Annotated in this window: 20 protein-coding genes and 1 tRNA gene; 3 read left to right on the top strand and 18 right to left on the bottom strand. The window is 66.5% G+C overall.

Annotated features, from left to right (window positions below; all coding sequences use genetic code 11):
- Window positions 1-46: 46 nt before the first annotated feature.
- On the bottom strand, window positions 47-1,015 hold the full coding sequence (locus DBV35_RS14735; RefSeq protein WP_108661952.1) for a TRAP transporter substrate-binding protein: 969 nt from the start codon (window positions 1,013-1,015) through the stop codon (window positions 47-49).
- An 84-nt stretch (window positions 1,016-1,099) separates the two neighbouring features.
- On the bottom strand, window positions 1,100-1,870 hold the full coding sequence (locus DBV35_RS14730) for an enoyl-CoA hydratase-related protein (RefSeq protein WP_108661079.1): 771 nt from the start codon (window positions 1,868-1,870) through the stop codon (window positions 1,100-1,102).
- Between the two features lie 223 nt (window positions 1,871-2,093).
- On the opposite strand from DBV35_RS14730, the gene DBV35_RS14725 reads away from it, so the two are divergent.
- Window positions 2,094-3,269: a CaiB/BaiF CoA transferase family protein gene (locus tag DBV35_RS14725; RefSeq protein ID WP_108661078.1), complete on the top strand. Its 1,176-nt coding sequence runs from the start codon at window positions 2,094-2,096 to the stop codon at window positions 3,267-3,269.
- A gap of 39 nt (window positions 3,270-3,308) precedes the next feature.
- Here the strand turns inward: DBV35_RS14725 and DBV35_RS14720 are convergent, their stop codons facing one another.
- From DBV35_RS14720 to DBV35_RS14660, 13 genes are all read right to left on the bottom strand, one after another.
- Window positions 3,309-4,649 (bottom strand): amidase, encoded by a 1,341-nt coding sequence (locus tag DBV35_RS14720; protein ID WP_157961764.1) that lies wholly within the window; start codon window positions 4,647-4,649, stop codon window positions 3,309-3,311.
- An 82-nt stretch (window positions 4,650-4,731) separates the two neighbouring features.
- Window positions 4,732-4,815 (bottom strand) — tRNA-Leu (locus DBV35_RS14715).
- Window positions 4,816-4,858: 43 nt separating this feature from the next.
- On the bottom strand, window positions 4,859-5,902 hold the full coding sequence (locus tag DBV35_RS14710; protein ID WP_157961763.1) for a site-specific integrase: 1,044 nt from the start codon (window positions 5,900-5,902) through the stop codon (window positions 4,859-4,861).
- Window positions 5,899-6,159, bottom strand: coding sequence for a helix-turn-helix transcriptional regulator (locus DBV35_RS14705; RefSeq protein ID WP_108661075.1), 261 nt, complete (start codon window positions 6,157-6,159; stop codon window positions 5,899-5,901). Before DBV35_RS14705 ends, DBV35_RS14710 begins: the two co-directional genes overlap by 4 nt.
- Window positions 6,160-6,333: 174 nt before the next feature.
- Window positions 6,334-6,762, bottom strand: a complete 429-nt coding sequence (locus tag DBV35_RS14695) for a thermonuclease family protein (protein ID WP_108661073.1) — start codon at window positions 6,760-6,762, stop codon at window positions 6,334-6,336.
- 183 nt (window positions 6,763-6,945) lie between these two features.
- Window positions 6,946-7,644: a hypothetical protein gene (locus DBV35_RS14690; protein WP_108661072.1), complete on the bottom strand. Its 699-nt coding sequence runs from the start codon at window positions 7,642-7,644 to the stop codon at window positions 6,946-6,948.
- Window positions 7,641-7,814 carry a hypothetical protein gene (locus DBV35_RS30245; protein ID WP_157961762.1) on the bottom strand — a complete coding sequence of 58 codons (174 nt, stop codon included), beginning with the start codon at window positions 7,812-7,814 and terminating at the stop codon, window positions 7,641-7,643. Before DBV35_RS30245 ends, DBV35_RS14690 begins: the two co-directional genes overlap by 4 nt.
- Before the next feature lie 57 nt (window positions 7,815-7,871).
- Window positions 7,872-8,069: a hypothetical protein gene (locus DBV35_RS14685; protein ID WP_108661071.1), complete on the bottom strand. Its 198-nt coding sequence runs from the start codon at window positions 8,067-8,069 to the stop codon at window positions 7,872-7,874.
- A gap of 29 nt (window positions 8,070-8,098) precedes the next feature.
- On the bottom strand, window positions 8,099-8,488 hold the full coding sequence (locus DBV35_RS14680; RefSeq protein ID WP_157961761.1) for a hypothetical protein: 390 nt from the start codon (window positions 8,486-8,488) through the stop codon (window positions 8,099-8,101).
- Window positions 8,454-8,708 carry a hypothetical protein gene (locus DBV35_RS14675; protein WP_108661069.1) on the bottom strand — a complete coding sequence of 85 codons (255 nt, stop codon included), beginning with the start codon at window positions 8,706-8,708 and terminating at the stop codon, window positions 8,454-8,456. Before DBV35_RS14675 ends, DBV35_RS14680 begins: the two co-directional genes overlap by 35 nt.
- Entirely contained in the window at window positions 8,705-9,676 is a 972-nt protein-coding gene (locus DBV35_RS14670; protein ID WP_157961760.1) for a PD-(D/E)XK nuclease-like domain-containing protein, read from the bottom strand. The genes DBV35_RS14675 and DBV35_RS14670 overlap by 4 nt, the downstream gene beginning before the upstream one ends.
- A gap of 426 nt (window positions 9,677-10,102) precedes the next feature.
- A complete protein-coding gene (locus DBV35_RS14665) occupies window positions 10,103-10,477 on the bottom strand; it encodes a hypothetical protein (protein WP_108661067.1) in 375 nt (124 codons plus the stop codon).
- Window positions 10,477-10,698: a hypothetical protein gene (locus DBV35_RS14660; protein WP_108661066.1), complete on the bottom strand. Its 222-nt coding sequence runs from the start codon at window positions 10,696-10,698 to the stop codon at window positions 10,477-10,479. The genes DBV35_RS14665 and DBV35_RS14660 overlap by 1 nt, the downstream gene beginning before the upstream one ends.
- Window positions 10,699-10,856: 158 nt before the next feature.
- Between DBV35_RS14660 and DBV35_RS30240 the strand changes: the two genes are divergently transcribed.
- Entirely contained in the window at window positions 10,857-11,582 is a 726-nt protein-coding gene (locus DBV35_RS30240) for a hypothetical protein (protein ID WP_157961759.1), read from the top strand.
- 29 nt (window positions 11,583-11,611) lie between these two features.
- On the opposite strand, the gene DBV35_RS14655 is transcribed toward DBV35_RS30240, so the two are convergent.
- Window positions 11,612-11,992, bottom strand: coding sequence for a hypothetical protein (locus tag DBV35_RS14655; protein ID WP_108661065.1), 381 nt, complete (start codon window positions 11,990-11,992; stop codon window positions 11,612-11,614).
- 282 nt (window positions 11,993-12,274) lie between these two features.
- Between DBV35_RS14655 and DBV35_RS14650 the strand changes: the two genes are divergently transcribed.
- Window positions 12,275-12,898, top strand: a complete 624-nt coding sequence (locus DBV35_RS14650) for a helix-turn-helix domain-containing protein (RefSeq protein ID WP_157961758.1) — start codon at window positions 12,275-12,277, stop codon at window positions 12,896-12,898.
- Here the strand turns inward: DBV35_RS14650 and DBV35_RS14645 are convergent.
- Together DBV35_RS14645 and DBV35_RS14640 are read right to left on the bottom strand one after the other, a co-directional pair.
- Window positions 12,876-13,364 (bottom strand): hypothetical protein, encoded by a 489-nt coding sequence (locus tag DBV35_RS14645; RefSeq protein WP_108661063.1) that lies wholly within the window; start codon window positions 13,362-13,364, stop codon window positions 12,876-12,878. The genes DBV35_RS14650 and DBV35_RS14645 overlap by 23 nt on opposite strands.
- Before the next feature lie 46 nt (window positions 13,365-13,410).
- Window positions 13,411-14,040 (bottom strand): BRCT domain-containing protein, encoded by a 630-nt coding sequence (locus tag DBV35_RS14640; protein ID WP_108661062.1) that lies wholly within the window; start codon window positions 14,038-14,040, stop codon window positions 13,411-13,413.
- Between the last annotated feature and the right edge of the window lie 64 nt (window positions 14,041-14,104).

Below are 14,104 nucleotides of genomic sequence, written 5' to 3'. Positions count from 1 at the left end.
GGTCGGATGGCAAGTCGCGTGCACGACGCGGGCCAGCCTCGTCGCGCTAGTTCAGCGCGTCGAGAACCGTCTTGCCGTCGGCGCCGGCCGCCTCGGCCCACTCGGCCGCCATCTGCTCACCGATCGCCTGGAGGCCCGTCAGCAGCTCCTCGGTCGGCTCGACGACGGTCATGCCCTCGGCGAGCGTCTTCGTCGCGGACTCGCTCTCGGCCTGGCTCATCTCCCAACCGCGCGTCTCGGCCGTCTTCGCCGCCTCGAGAACGGCCGCCTGCTCTTCCTCGGAGAGCGAGGAGAAGGCGTCCTCGTTGACGATGATGATGTTCTTCGGGAGCCACGCGTTGATGTCGTAGAAATAGTCCGTGAAGTCCCAGGCCTTGGTGCGCACGCCGGTGGCGGCGGAGGTGACCATGCCGTCGACGATGCCGGTGGAGAAGGCCTGCGGGATTTCGACGGCCTCGACGGTCGTCGGCACCATGCCGAGAAGCTCGGCCATGCGCGAGGTGGTGGCGTTGTAGGTGCGGAAGCGGACGCCCTTCAGGTCGTCGGCGCTCGCGATCTCGTTCGAGAGATAGAAGCCCTGGCCCGGCCACGGCACGGCGAAGAGGAGGCGGATGCCGTCATCGGCGAGCGCCTTCTCGACGAACGGGCGCTGCGCGTCCCACATCTTCTTGGCGTCGTCATAGCCGGTGGTGACGAAGGGCAGGTTGTCGGCGCCGAAGATCGGGTTCTCGTTGTAGAGATTGCCCATCAGCACTTCGCCGAGCGGGACGAGCTGGTTCTCGACCGAACGCTTGATCTCCGGGTGCTTGAAGAGCGACTGGCCGGAGTGAACGGTGATCTCGACTCCGCCGTTCGTCGCGGCGGCGACGTCGTCAGCGAACTGGCGGATGTTCTTGGTGTGGAACTCGGCGTCCGGGTAGGGGGTCGCCATGTCCCAGCGGGTCTGCGCCGAGACGGGCGCCACCGCCATCGCGGAGACCACCAGCGCCGAGCCGATCACTGCCGTCAGTTTCATCATACTCTCGTCCCTTCTTGTCCTGCCTCGATCGCCGTCCGGCGAAGGGTCAGTTGCTTTCGATGGATGTCGTGCGGCCCGCAATCAGCGGCCGGTGAAGACCGGCTTGCGCTTCTCGACGAAGGCGCGCCGTCCTTCACGATAGTCTTCGCTCGTCATCGCGCGCTCGACCACCTTTTCGACGGCCGCGACGCGCTCGGCTGTCTCGCCCTCGGCGAGCGCCTCCAGCACGATCTTCGCCCCCGCGATGGAGAGCGGGGCGCAGCCGGCGAGCGCCTCGGCCTCCTCGATGGCGGCGGCGAGCGCGTCGGTCTCGCTGACACGGTTGACGAGGCCGATGCGTGCGGCCGTCTCGATGTCATAGGGCCGACCGGAGAACAGCATCTCCTTGGCGTGGACGTAGCCGACCGTGTGATAGAGCGCCCGCGTCTCCTCAACACCATACACGATGCTGAGCTTGGAGGCGGGGATAGCAAATCGCGCGGTCTTGTCGGCGACGCGGAAATCGCAGGAGACCGCGAGCCCGCACCCGCCGCCATAGGCCGGGCCCGAGACGGCGGCGTAGGTCGCCTTCGGGCAGCGCACGATCGCGAGCGTCGCCCGGTCCACCATCTCCGCATAGTGCAGGATGTCGGCGGGGGTGGAGCGGACCTTGTCGAATTCCTTGATGTTCGCGCCGGCGCAGAATGCGCCGCCCGCGCCGGTCAGGATCACCGCGCGCAGCGCGTCGTCCTCGGCGAGGGCTTCGAAGATCTCGGCGAGGCGGATCCACATGGCCAGCGTCATCGCGTTGCGCTCGGCCGGCCGGTTGATCGTCACGACCGCGGTGGCCGCAGACACGCGCTCGACGCGCAACGCATCCTCCGCGGCTGCGGATGCTGCCGTTGCGGGGAGCTCAAAGGCTTGTAAGGTCAATCGGTTACCGCAGAGTCCATTCAGGGCCAAACCTTATCCTATCCAACGCTTCGGTGAAACGACAACCGAATAGCTGCGATGCCGATAAGGTATGAAGTTCTGCGTTGGATCCGCCGCACGATCGCCCCCACTGAACGACCTGACCGATAACAGAGGAATCCCTATGGCCGCGCTGTCGCATATCCGAGTTCTCGACCTCACGAGAGTGCGCGCCGGTCCCGCCTGCTGCCGTATCCTCGCCGACCACGGCGCCGACATCATCAAGATCGAGGCGCCCGAGGGCGTCGACCCCAACGCGACCATCAACGGTGCGCGCGACGGGTACGATATGCAGAACCTCCACCGCTCGAAGCGCTCGCTGTCGCTGAACCTCAAGATGCCCGAGGCCCGCGCGATCTTCGAGGCGCTCGTGAAGACGGCCGACGTCGTGGTCGAGAATTACCGTCCGGACGTGAAATACCGCCTCGGCGTCGACTACGAGACGCTCGCCGCGATCAACCCGCGGATCATCCTCGCCTCGATCTCCGGATTCGGCCAGGACGGGCCGTACGAGAAGCGGCCGGGCTTCGACCAGATCGCGCAGGGGATGGGCGGCCTCATGGCCGTGACGGGGCTGCCGGGCCAGGGGCCGGTGCGCGCCGGCACCGCGATCGCGGACCTGTCGGCCGGCGTCTATGCCGCGACCGGCATCCTCATGGCGATCATCGAGCGGGGCGAGTCCGGCAAGGGCCAGTGGATCCACACCTCGCTCCTCGAGGCGATGATCTCGATGATGGACTTCCAGGCCGCGCGCTATCTCGTCGACGGCGTCGTGCCCGAGCAGGCCGGCAACGACCACCCGGTCTCCACCCCGACGGGCGTCGTCCCCACCAAGGACGGCTACCTCAATCTCGGCGTCGCCGGGGACGGCCAGTGGCGGCATCTGTGCGAGGAGATCGGCCGGCCCGAGCTCGGCACCGATCCCCGCTTCGCGACCGTCGACGCGCGGCTCGAGAACCGCCCGGCGGTGCGTGACCTCCTTGAGCCGATCTTCCGCGAGGACACGACGCAGAGCTGGCTCGTGCGCCTCGAGGCCGCTCACGTCCCGGCCGGTCCCATCTATCGGATGGACGAGGTCTTCGCGGACGCGCAGGTCGCCCATCTCGGGATCGCCGCGCCCGTCGACCACCCGACGCGCGGCCCCATCAAGCTCGTCGGCCTCCCGGTCCACCTGACGCGCACCCCGGCGAAGATCTCGCGCCCCGCCCCCGATCTCGGCGAGGACACCGACGCGATCCTCACCGAACTCGGCTACGCGGCCGAAAAGATCGCCGCACTGCGCGCCGCGAAGGTCGTCTGAGGCGAGGGCGCCCGACGCGGGCGCCTTCCCCGGTGCCGGTCAGGGCGCGCCGACGGCCGCGCCCAGCGCCCCGGCGAGTTCGATGAGCCGGTAGTCGCTCCACATCGGCCCGACGAGCTGGACGCTCGCCGGAAGCCCGCCATCCTCGGCCGGAACGGGGAGGGCGACGGCCGGCAGCCCCGCGACATTCGCGATCGCGGTGAGGTCGGCCTGGTTCACCGGCACCTCGCTCCCGTGAGGGAAGGCGCGCTGGGGCGTCGTCGGCATCAGGAGGGCGTCGACCTCGCCGAGCGCCCGCACGGCCGCGGCGGCGGTGACGCGCAGGCCATCATAGGCGCGGGCGAGGCGCGCCGCCTTCATCCGCTCCGCGTATCGCACCATCGCGACGAAATCGTCCCCGAAGCGGGCCGGTGTCGCGCCGATCGCGCCCTCCAGGAGCATCCAGGCCTCCGCCTCCAGCACGAGAAGCCCCTCGCGCCGCAGCTTCGACAGCGGCAATCCGCCGAGCGCCACGTCGCGGACCTCCGCCCCCATCGCCTCCAGCGCCGCAGTGGCGCGCGCGAGGCCGGCCGCGATGGCGGGCTCCAGCGCGACATCCGCCGGCGAAAGGAGGCCGATCACGGGCCGCGCCCCGCGCCCCTCGGGCGGCATGAGACGGGCGGCGGGCGGCACCCAGTCCCCGTCGGCGGCATCCGGCCCCTCGAGCGCGGCGAGCGTCGTCGCGAGGTCGCGGGCGCTCGCGGCGATCGGGCCGATCACGTCGAGCGTCGGCGACAGGTGGAGGACGCCGCTGCGCCCGATTCGCCCCCGGCTCGGCTTGATGCCGTAGAGGCCGCAATAGGCGGCGGGGATGCGCACCGAGCCCATCGTGTCGGACCCGAGCGCGATCGGCACGATGCCCGCCGCGACCGCCGCCGCCGACCCGCCGCTCGATCCGCCGGGCGTATATCCCGCCGCGAGCGGGTTCTGGCACTGGCCGTGATGGATGTTGTCGGTCGTCGCCCCGAGCGCGCCCTCATGGAGGTTCGTCTTGCCGACGATCACCGCCCCCGCCGCCTTGAGGCGCGCGACCACATGGGCGTCCGCCTCGTCCGGCACGAGACCGTCCCGTCCGTGGCCGCCGGTCGTGACGGTGCCGGCCATCGCGAGATTGTCCTTGATGGCGACCGGCACCCCGTCGAGGGGGCCGAGCGGCCGGCCCGCCGCGCGCCGGCGATCGGCCGCCTCGGCAGCGCGCCGCGCCCCGTCCGCGTCGACATGGATGAAGGCCTTGAGATCGCCGTCCCGCGCCGCGATCGCCGAAAGGGCGGCGTCTGCGAGCGTGGCGGCGGACGTCTCACCCCGCGCGAGAAGGCGTGCGAGTGTCGCGGCGTCGTTCATCCGATGGGTCTCCATGGGGGCGGACGGCGGTCTAGTCCCGCCGCGCGGGGCGCGGGCGGCGCGTCTCTGGCAGGGATGAAGCTGGTACGGGCGGCGGGACTCGAACCCGCACGGCTTGCGCCTCCGGATTTTAAGTCCGGTATGTCTACCATTCCATCACGCCCGCATCGTTGAAATCGTTGGGCTTTTGGGTCTCTGGGCGGGCGATGTTAGCCACTATCCGAGGGTGTTAGCCACTTCTTCGTTCTGACGATGTTCGGTAGCAGGGCGACGGAGGACTTCGCAAGCCGTCGCTGCTCGGCATTTCGAGTGTAGTGCTCCGCCATCAACGACGTCTTGTGGCCGCTCATCGCCATGAGCTGCTTGGTGCTCGCACCGGCTTCGGCGAGGACCGTCGAGCTCGTCGTCCTCAGCCCGTGAATGGTGCAGCCGGAGAGGCCCAACCTCGCCTGCGTGTGACGCCAACGCGAGGACAGGTCGGTTCGCTTCAGCGGCGAGCCATCGGCCTTCGCGAGGATCGTCCCATCCGTGCGCCGCATGGCCGCCAGCGTCTCGCGCACGACCGGATGCGCATCGATCTCCAGCGCGACCTTGGTCTTCCCCTGGAGAATGCGGAACCGCTCACCGTCGAATTCAAACCACGTCAGCTTGACGAGGTCGCCGGGCCTCTGGCCCGTGTAGAGACCAAGCACGAAAACCAGCCACTCGAAGTCATTGCAGCCGGTGACGAACGTCGCGATCTCGGCCGCGGTCCATGCCCTGTATCCAGCGCCTCCCTTGTTGATCTTCTCGATTCCGCTGCAGGGATTCTCCGAGACCATCCCGCGCTTCTTCGCCCAGCCGAAAACGGCAGAGAGGGCGGCAATCGCATAGTCGGCTCGGCGCGGGGTCTCGTCCAGCTTGTCTTGCACGTGACGGATGATCCGGGCGCTCGTGAAGCCGGCATAGCTCTTGTCGCCGACGAAGCCTGAGACGGTCGACAGGAGGCTGGAATAGTCCTGCTGCGTCCGCGGAGCGAGGCGCTTGAAGTGCGCGCTGTCCTTATAGGCGCGGGTCAGCCAGTTGAGGGACGTCTCCGCCGGAAACTTCGGCCCGGCCGCGCGCTTCGCTACCGTCTCGCAGAGCCTGCGATAGACCACCCCGAAATCGTCGTCCGCAGGGTCGGGGAGAGGCCAGCGTTTCCCGCGATAGCGAAAATATGTCCGCATCCGCCCGCGCACGTCGCGGTACTGGTGGACATATCGCAGCGTCACTCGCCCCATTCCTCCGCGTAGCTCCTCACATCCACCGACTGTTCACCCTCAGTCGACAGGGATGCCGCCCATGCGTGAAGGTCCGAGCGTCGATAGAGGCGCTTTCCTCCGATCTCGACGCGATCAGGGAACCGGTTCGTTTCCCGCAGAGTCCGGAGCGTGGTCACGCTCATCGAGACGTACGCGGCCGCGGCGCGCTCATCGAAGAGCGCCGGCGGATAGGCCGTCGAGGCCGTCAGCTCAGCGCGACTTGCCATCCTTCTCCCCCTCCCCAAGCGCGTCAGCGAGAACCTCCTGTGCCCTCGGGAACGACCCGTCGAACGAGGCCCATCCTCCAGGTCCGCACGCGCTCCATCTCCCGTCGGCCCACTGGTAAAGCGTGACTCTGCGGATCGTGGCCCCGTGACGGTCGCCGTTCAGCGTGATGTCGGTCATCGGCACCAGGGCTCCCTTCTCCCCGTCCAGACTCGCGCAATGCCGAGCGTCACGAGCGCGCGGTCAGCATCCTGTCCGTCTACGAGCACGTCGGCGATGAGCCGGTCGTAGCGGTCGCGGCCGTGCTCCACGATGCGGATCGTACTCGGGCTCGAGGCGAGGGCGGCAGTGAGTGCGGTGCGCGCGGTGAGGGCGAGTCGCTCCTCCTCAGCGCAGTGCGCTCGGAGCTCTGCCGTGTCGATGCCGGCGATGCGGATCTGCTCGGCGCGGCCGTCGGCCGGGCGCACGACGAGGGTGTCTCCGTCGACGACCCGCGCGAGCTTCACGAGCATCGGCTTTGCTGGCGGCCGAGGTGTCGCGCCATCCGCGAGGGCCGGGACGGCGAGGGCGGCTGAGAGGGCGAGGGCGAGGCAGGCTCTCTTCATCGCTCCACCGTCCTTCCATCAATCGTGCGCTTCCATCGTGAATCTCGTCCGCCAGCCATCGGCCGTTTGGCCTTGGTGATGCCGAGATCCTTCTTCCGCTTGCGCGCCACCAGCTTCTTCTCGGCGACGTCCTCAGCGTTTTTCCCCGGCAGGCACCAGGAGCATGTCACGCCGAGGTTACCCTCAGCGTTCTGCCCGCCATTGATGATCGCGACCAGGTGCTCCAGGAACCATTTGTCGCCGGCTCGGATTTTGCGATTGCAGCGGTGGCACCGGCCGTCCGAGCGCTCGAAAACACGCAGGCGGACGCGGGGCGGTGCCGCAGTGTCCGGGGTGGCGCCAATCCATTGCTTCACGTGGCGAGGGCTCACGCCGCCCTCCGCACTTCCTGGAGCTTTGGTGCCCGAACAGTTCGAGCACCGCGTCGAGCCCGGTGCGAGCTTCTCCGAGGAGCGCTTCGGTCGCCTCCGCCAGCGAGGGGAGGCGGTCCTCTAGACCCATGGCGGTCGCTGCGTCCTTGGCGGTGTCGATGAGGTGCTGGGGTGGCCTCAGCCAGCTTCCACGACCGCCGAGCGAATAGCGTGCCACGTCGATGCCATGGGCGTTGTGATCGAGGTCGTGAGCCAGCACATATCGGGCGCAGTCGTTCAGCGCCTTGAAGTGGGCGAGGGCGATCTTGACCGGTATGCCGGCTGTGCTCGACCGCGGATCGGCGCGGCTCTCGTTCTCGTATCGGATGATCGAATGCTGGCGGCCGAGCTCGCGCATGTCGAGCCCGTAGAGCTGAGCCTCGATGCTCCGGAGGAGCGGCTGATGACCTGCCTTCAGGTCGCACCGCTGGTCCACCGGGCCGGAGAGGTCTGCGAAGACGGCGAGCATCATTCGGAGCCTAGCTCCTTCGCCCGCGCGGCCTTTGCCTTACGCGCCTTCCCCATTACGCCCGCGCGGTTGATCTCGTCGGCCCAGTCGGTGCTGACCTTCTCGACCGCTGCTTCGGAATCGGCCTCAGCGAGGTCCGCCTCGAAGCTCTGGAGCACCTCGTCGGCGCTCATGGGCGCGAACGCCGCGGTGGCGGTGTCTGCGGGGTCGCCAGCCGCGGGCTCGGCATCTTATAGATCTTCGTCGGCAAGACGCGCGGTGGCGTCCTCGGCGGCTTTCCCGCCGATGGCCTGCATAGTCTCCTCCTGAGGTAGGGCGCCGGAATTAGCGTCTTGTTGAACCTCGGTGATCTCGCCGGTGTCGGCGTCGATCGATTCCTGGCGTTCGGCCGCTTGGCGCGCGCGGTCGCTGATCGACTCGTGCTGCACGACGGTCGCCTTCGCTTTGTACCGGTCGATCAGGGATGGCTGATCAGAGCGCGGGTCACGTCGCGTGGCCCGCCGGAGTCCTTCATGTCGTCGACGCAGTCGACGCCGAGCATCACCTCGGGCGTGTGGACCCGAGCCCAGGCCCGCGCCGTCCAGTATGCGAGCTGCCGCTTCGGATCGACCTTCCAAAGAGGGGAGTTCTTCGGCGTGATCGCGCCCATCGGCGGTGACTCGTAGGCGCAAACCTCCCCGTCCAGCAGGGTTCCGGTCACGACGCACCGGAGGTCATTGCCGTCTCCAGTCCACTCGTAGTCGAGGCGCTTACGGAGACCGGCGCGCGTGTTGATCAGCGCCATGATGAGCTGCGCCTCATAAGCGATGCGGTCATTGACGACGTAGGATTTGTTGGCTACGGTCAAGGCGCCAGCGGAGCGCCTGATCGACGATCGCGAGGCACACGCCCGGCTGGCCACGCAGATGCTGCGGTACAGCCTGCTGGCTCACCGACATCAGCTTCGCGTACTCCATGGCCTCCGCCATCGACTGGAGCGATACGCCGACATCGGTGACCGAGATCTCACCGGCTCGGTTCTTGTCGAGGCGATCCTCGACCGCATGAACGCGCGCGACCTGGTTCACAGGATGCCTCCTTCGATTTTCGGAAGTTCGCCGGCCTCCTCGCGCGCCTGCAGGCGGCGTTCGAGCCAGTCGGGATATTGGATGGTCCGTCCGTCTCCGGAGTAGCCTGGCCAATCGCCGGCGGCCCAGCAGCGAGCGAAGGTTGAGAGAGCACCGCAGCACTGCTGCGCGGCGCGATAGAGGGTCTGGTCTCGCACGGGGACCGTGGTCACTACGTGTGGTGGCTCCGACTCCACCGAGATGAGGACGGCGTCCTTGATCGATTCCCCGGTCAAGGCCTTCCAGCCCATGCAGGCAAAGGCGAGCTGCATGGCGTATCCGAGGCTGACGAGCTTGCGCTCGACCTCGTCGGGATTGGCGCCGACGGCTCCGTTGGGAACCTTCAGATCCGCGATCGTCGCGTCGAACATCGGCAGTGAGTCTGGGCGGGCCTTGAGAAATACCCGTAACGTCTCGCCGCCGCCGATCGGAACGTCGACCGGCCAGAACATCGAATGCTCGATCTGCCCGCGCAGGAAGTCACCGGCGACCGGATGGCGATCGAGCGCGAGGGCCATGCCCTCGATTCTCCGGAACGCCTCCGGGGTGAGGACGAGCTTCCCAGCCGCCTCCATCTCTGCGCGCCATTGCTTCGACGCGTCGGTGGTCCACTTCGTCCAGACATCCGGACTGACGCCGAAGCGCTCGTGGAAGCCTTCCTCGCCGAGCAGAAGGTGATGCGCGGCCGAGCCAAGAATCATCGCGGCCGACGGCCTGAACGGCTCCCGATCCGGATTGAGGTAGCTCCCTGCCCAGTAATGGGCTGGGCTCTTGGCCTCGATCATGCGCAGGCCAGACGACGAGATCGAGGGCCCGTCGCAGCAGTCGCTGTGATACGCCTCCAGGCTCATGTTGGCGTAAAGGCCGGGCTCCTCGATTGTCCCTCCGTCCCATCGGATGGCCCGAACGGAGGAGGCGAGGGCGCTCATCCGAAGTCCTCGACACGCTGTCGACCACATCCCCTCCGCACTCGAGGCCCGGGCCCCGCGCCTCGGAGAAGGCAGGGGAGGGCTCGGGGTGGTCGGCGATGAGCAGCTCTGCGAGGCGCTGGCCCACCGCTTCATGCGCGCGCTTCAGACGAGCCTCGCCACAACGACGATCCGTCAGCGGCGCGGCCATCTTCTCGGCAAGCTCGGAACGGCATCGCTCCAGCTCGTCCTTGGTGCCGATGCGGATGACGTGCCCGGGGACGATTTCATCGGCGCGAACCAACGCAGCACCATCATCCGACGCGTGGAACATACAGAACAGCGCGGGGCTCGAGGCGCAACGAATGACCCACTTGCCAGGGTCTTTGCCGGATCCGACGAGGTAGTACTCGCCCGCCCGCGGCATCCCCTCACTCGGCCGGCGCATCAGGCCACCTCGCGCACAGCACGGGGCTGCGCATCCGGGATAGAGCGAAGCTCCTCCACCTTCGCGCGGGTGGCAGCGCGGGCGTAGGCTTGGCGCTTCTGCGCCCTCGTCAGTTCTTCGGCGGCGAGTGCCTCCTCCGAAATCAGCTCGGCCACCGCCTGTCGGTACATGCGCCGGTCCGCGCAGCATTCCTCGAGGGTGCCTCGCGTCACGAACTGGTCCGGCCACGCCACGAACTGAATCCAGGGCCGGGCGGACTCGGCGACGATCACCTGCGGCTCGCGGTAGACCCCGACGATCGTCACGACCAGCCACTCGTCGGGGAAGCTGAGCCGGTCCTCAGCGTAGAGGGCGTGCGTTTGAATCTCACGCATCACGCCGCCCTCCGGCTCGAACCAAGCTCGGCGGCCTTTTTCCCGGCCTCGAAATTCCGGTAGGCGGCAATCCCCGAGCGGAAAGACTGGGCGAGGGCGAACGCGTTCGCGCGGCTCCCAGGCTTCTCGTCATAGCTCCAGGAGTGGAGCACTTCGCCGTCGGCGGTGACGACGAGCTCGCGCGCGTCGTCGTGTCCGGTGAGGAGGACGCGGGTCGACATCAAGCCGCCGTCGGTGAGTCAATTGGTAGGTTGCAACGAATAGTGGCTGGTGCTCGCAGAGCGTGCGAGGATAGGTGCCGGTCCGGTAGGACGGACCGGCCGACGCCAACCCCATGCTGCGCGGGAGCACAAAGATTGACGCCAAACGGAGAACGCGAATGGCTGAGAGCGAACAGCCGACCGGAAAGACCGAAGCCGAATCCGCCGGATCCGAGTCCATCGGAGCCAACACCTCCGGCATCGGATCCGTCGAACGACCCCCCATCCCGAACGATTTGGGACGACCGCCCATCTCCGGGCACGAGATGGGACGACAGCCAAATAATGCCGGTGGACCCTTTGCCTCCCCGGCCGTGACTCCGCTCGAAAACCTTCAGTTCCGGGCAATAATGAATGCGTCCTACCATCAGGACATGGAGCGCTTTTATGACCAGGTGCACCGTGTATTGATGTTCGTGGTTGTTCTCGCCGGATCTAGTGCTGTCGTCTCGATCTTGCCCACGACTTGGGCTGCGGGAATTGCCACTGTTGCGGGTCTCATCGACCTCGTTTTCGATCTCTTCGGGAAAGCCGCGCTGCATAAACAACTTCGATGGCGCGCTCTCAACATTTTTGCAGAAAGCTACGAACCCGCCGCCAACCACGAGATTCTCGGTGTCAAGTTGGCTCGGATGTATCCGGATGAGCCACCCGAGAATGGTCCAACTCTCAACCTCGCTTACAACCGTGCGAATCAAGCGCTTGGTTGGTCGGAAGGGGCACGCTTGTGGGTTCCGTGGTGGGCTAGGATATTTAGGCACGTTGTGCCTTGGATTCTCTATCGCCGTGAGACACTCGCCGAGCGGAAGAAAAGACTGGAGGGGAAGCAGCATCTCGCTGCCTGAGGCGACTGCGCTAGAGACAGCGGTCGACATCACGCCGCCTCCAGCTCAAGGCAGAGGATGCGGCCCTCAGGGTCATTCGCTCCGCGGCCCGTGCTGACGAAGCCGTTCTCCTCCATCAGCTCGGCGAGCAGCTTCGCGTCCTGCTGCGCACGGACCGCGATCCGGCGCCCGTGGCTCAGCCAGGCAGGGTCTTCCGACGACATCAGGTCGAAGGTGCGCTCGACGGTCGTCCCGTCCGGGAGAACGCGATGGCGCGGCGCCCAGACATGATGGACCTGGAGGCTCCAGTCGCCGCCGGAGCCCTCAACAAGCTCGCCCTGGACCTCGCATTCGAAGTCGGAAACGACCGTCCAGCCTGCCGAGTCGGTCAGCGGAGCGCAGTAGTAGGTGCGGATCTCGATGGCTCGCATGAGGTGCCTCCGGGTGGTGTGTGGAGACAATCCATGCACATGCACATGCACATGCACATGCTCATGCTCATGCGCATTCGCAATGTAATAGACAAAATGTGCAAACGCATAAATTTCTTGAACGGATTATGCGAATGAGCCTATGGTGCCGCCCGCTGCGCCCGGAATGTACGCGTTTCTGAGGTGGCGAATATGCGAACAGGTCAAAGAAAAACCCCCGCAGCCGGTGCAACGGCGACGGGGGCAGCAAAGGACGTCATAAGTAGGAATTTCCGCAAAAGAATGCGCCCGAAATCGCAAGGTTCCAGGCGCTCCGATGGCTGGAACCACCCGCGCACGGCTGATGCGAAAGCTGGCGCCGCGGCCCACGCGAAGAAGGTCCGGCGCACCCTGATCGGATTGGAAGATGGCAAAGGGCTGACGCCGGGGCAGAGGCGCGTCTGGGAGGCGCTCGTCGGTCTCTTCAGTCGCCATAAGGGCGAGATCCACCCATCGAACCGGATGATCGCGAAGCGGCTTGAGATGAGCGAGCGCTTCGTCTCGCGAGCGCGGGCGAAGCTCGTGAAGCTCGGCCTGATCGTCGTCGTCAGCCACGCAAAGGGTGGCCGGGGGATGGCTCCGGTGCTGCGATTGGGGCGCACCGCGATGGATGCGATCGGCCAGGCATTCCGCCGGCTTGTCCCTTCATTTGTCCGGCCGAAAACCTGGAACGAAAGTCCACCCGATAGAGGCGTAGCCTCTAACGCATCAGCGGAACGAGACTCCCTCTCGGTGGATCGGCCGGTCGAGGTGATGAAGCTTCCGGAGCTCCTGCATCAAGCCTTCTGGGCCGAGCTGCGCCGACATGCCTCGCGACAGGCATGCGAGCTGTTGGGCTGGCCTCTCACTTCGTCGAGCTTGCGATGAACCAGAGCCCGGCGAAGCTGGAGAACGAGGGGGTGTAGCGGACGCCACCGCGGGTGACGGCTGCCATCTCCTCCCCGTCCACGAGGACCCTTGAGACGGTGCTCATGATGATCTCCCCGCGGGCGGTGGGGGATAACTCCGGCGACACGAGAGCTATTAGCGCGCCGAAAGCGACCAGCGCGTCGAGGCCTTCGCCTGAGTCGGAGTCGAGGATCATGGTGACGTCGGCAGCATTCTTGCCGGGCAGCGATGAGGCCATGCCTTGAACGGCCGGAGCGCTGAAGCGGCAAACCTGTCTCTGCTCTTGCGCGCAGACCAGGGGTCGAAAACGAAGCGGCGCTCCAATCTTCGTAGCCGCGCCGGTTAGCTTCTTGGCCGCCTGATCCGGCTTGAAGGGGAATTCTGCGCGCGCGGGGATCGCCGCGAGCACGGCCGCGAAAACCGCGGCAATACCGATAAGACGCATTGTCGAAAGCCTTTTGTTGATGGGGCAGGGCAGATCGTCCGCGCGCCTAGGGGGTGGCCGCGTTCCCTGCCTCCAGAGCCTTGGTCCAATGGCTTTCGGAGATGATGGCGATCGGCACGCCCTGGGCCCGCCATCCACATGCCTTCTCGATCTTCCGGCCGTAGGTCGAATGAACCCACGCGTCCGAAACGTACATGCCGATAACGAGATAGTTGGTGGACTTCAGCAGGCTGCCGGCGTCTCCGCCGTGGAGCTTCGCCACGCTCTCACAAGCGCCCCGACTCCCGAATGCGAAGGTCCCGGTGAAGCAGAACCGCTGGCCGCTGAACCGGACGGCTGGCGCTGGAGCGCAGAGGGGCAGGGCGGTCGATTTCAGCTCTTCGCCCAACTCGCATGGGCCTCCGGTGAGCGCTCTCAGGGTCGCGAGTAGTTCGCCTCTCTCGTCTTCATCGAGGAGCCCGTCCGCAAGCATCTCACGGACGCGGGTGTAGAGGCTCGCGATGACGGGGTTGTCGCTGGCGCTGGTGTTGACGGCGAGCCAGGTCTCGAGGGTCTCCGCCTCTGCCTGATTGATGACGCCGTCGGCGGTGATGCCGCGGGCCAAGCCGATCAGCTCGTCGATCTGGCGCTTTTCAATTCGATCCGCGTGGACGCGGCGCAGTAATTCATGATCCATAGGAATGGCCTATCCATTTTTATAGAATTCTCGACTCGGCCTACTACGCGAACAACAATACAGG

The organism is Acuticoccus kandeliae, from assembly GCF_003073115.1.
This window is presented reverse-complemented; position numbering and strand designations above follow the sequence as displayed.

Bases quoted from the DNA above. Each gene is read 5' to 3' on its own strand.
- DBV35_RS14735 (WP_108661952.1), bottom strand. From the start codon at position 1,015: ATGAAACTGACGGCAGTGATCGGCTCGGCGCTGGTGGTCTCCGCGATG.
- DBV35_RS14725 (WP_108661078.1), top strand. From the start codon at position 2,094: ATGGCCGCGCTGTCGCATATCCGAGTTCTCGACCTCACGAGAGTGCGC.
- DBV35_RS14720 (WP_157961764.1), bottom strand. From the start codon at position 4,649: ATGAACGACGCCGCGACACTCGCACGCCTTCTCGCGCGGGGTGAGACG.
- DBV35_RS14705 (WP_108661075.1), bottom strand. From the start codon at position 6,159: ATGGCAAGTCGCGCTGAGCTGACGGCCTCGACGGCCTATCCGCCGGCG.
- DBV35_RS14695 (WP_108661073.1), bottom strand. From the start codon at position 6,762: ATGAAGAGAGCCTGCCTCGCCCTCGCCCTCTCAGCCGCCCTCGCCGTC.
- DBV35_RS14690 (WP_108661072.1), bottom strand. From the start codon at position 7,644: ATGATGCTCGCCGTCTTCGCAGACCTCTCCGGCCCGGTGGACCAGCGG.
- DBV35_RS30245 (WP_157961762.1), bottom strand. From the start codon at position 7,814: ATGAGCGCCGACGAGGTGCTCCAGAGCTTCGAGGCGGACCTCGCTGAG.
- DBV35_RS14670 (WP_157961760.1), bottom strand. From the start codon at position 9,676: ATGAGCGCCCTCGCCTCCTCCGTTCGGGCCATCCGATGGGACGGAGGG.
- DBV35_RS14665 (WP_108661067.1), bottom strand. From the start codon at position 10,477: ATGCGTGAGATTCAAACGCACGCCCTCTACGCTGAGGACCGGCTCAGC.
- DBV35_RS14660 (WP_108661066.1), bottom strand. From the start codon at position 10,698: ATGTCGACCCGCGTCCTCCTCACCGGACACGACGACGCGCGCGAGCTC.
- DBV35_RS30240 (WP_157961759.1), top strand. From the start codon at position 10,857: ATGGCTGAGAGCGAACAGCCGACCGGAAAGACCGAAGCCGAATCCGCC.
- DBV35_RS14655 (WP_108661065.1), bottom strand. From the start codon at position 11,992: ATGCGAGCCATCGAGATCCGCACCTACTACTGCGCTCCGCTGACCGAC.
- DBV35_RS14650 (WP_157961758.1), top strand. From the start codon at position 12,275: ATGCGCCCGAAATCGCAAGGTTCCAGGCGCTCCGATGGCTGGAACCAC.
- DBV35_RS14645 (WP_108661063.1), bottom strand. From the start codon at position 13,364: ATGCGTCTTATCGGTATTGCCGCGGTTTTCGCGGCCGTGCTCGCGGCG.
- DBV35_RS14640 (WP_108661062.1), bottom strand. From the start codon at position 14,040: ATGGATCATGAATTACTGCGCCGCGTCCACGCGGATCGAATTGAAAAG.